Origin of the sequence: Bacillus sp. JJ1474 (assembly GCF_036965225.1) — a bacterium.
Lineage (GTDB): Bacteria > Bacillota > Bacilli > Bacillales > Cytobacillaceae > Cytobacillus.
In genome coordinates, this window is the sequence record NZ_JBALPC010000335.1 from 845 (window position 1) to 1,129 (window position 285).

The window sequence follows — 285 nt, forward strand, 5'->3', positions numbered from 1 at the left end:
ACATGGTATAGAAGTAACTGCTTTACATAATCACATGTTAACCGAGAATCCTCGATTGTTTTTTATGCATTTTTGGGCAAATGACGATCCAATCAAATTAGCTAAAGCACTACGTGAAGCTATAGATAAAACTCATAGTATGTAGACTGTTTAGTTCGAATGCTAAATAGAATAAAAAATCAGTGTATTTTCCAATTAACGAGTGACGTTCAATAAAGTAATTTGAGAAGTGGGTTGCACTAAATGACTTTATGATCTTCCAGAATAGGGCGCAATTCTGCAGCA

The 285-nt window shown here is 34.0% G+C and carries 1 protein-coding gene; it reads left to right on the forward strand.

Annotated elements, in window-relative coordinates; translation table 11 throughout:
* The first annotated feature begins 7 nt into the window (after positions 1-7).
* Complete coding sequence (locus V7164_RS25790) at positions 8-145, forward strand: DUF1259 domain-containing protein (RefSeq protein WP_438824752.1); 138 nt, start codon at positions 8-10, stop codon at positions 143-145.
* Positions 146-285: the final 140 nt, after the last annotated feature.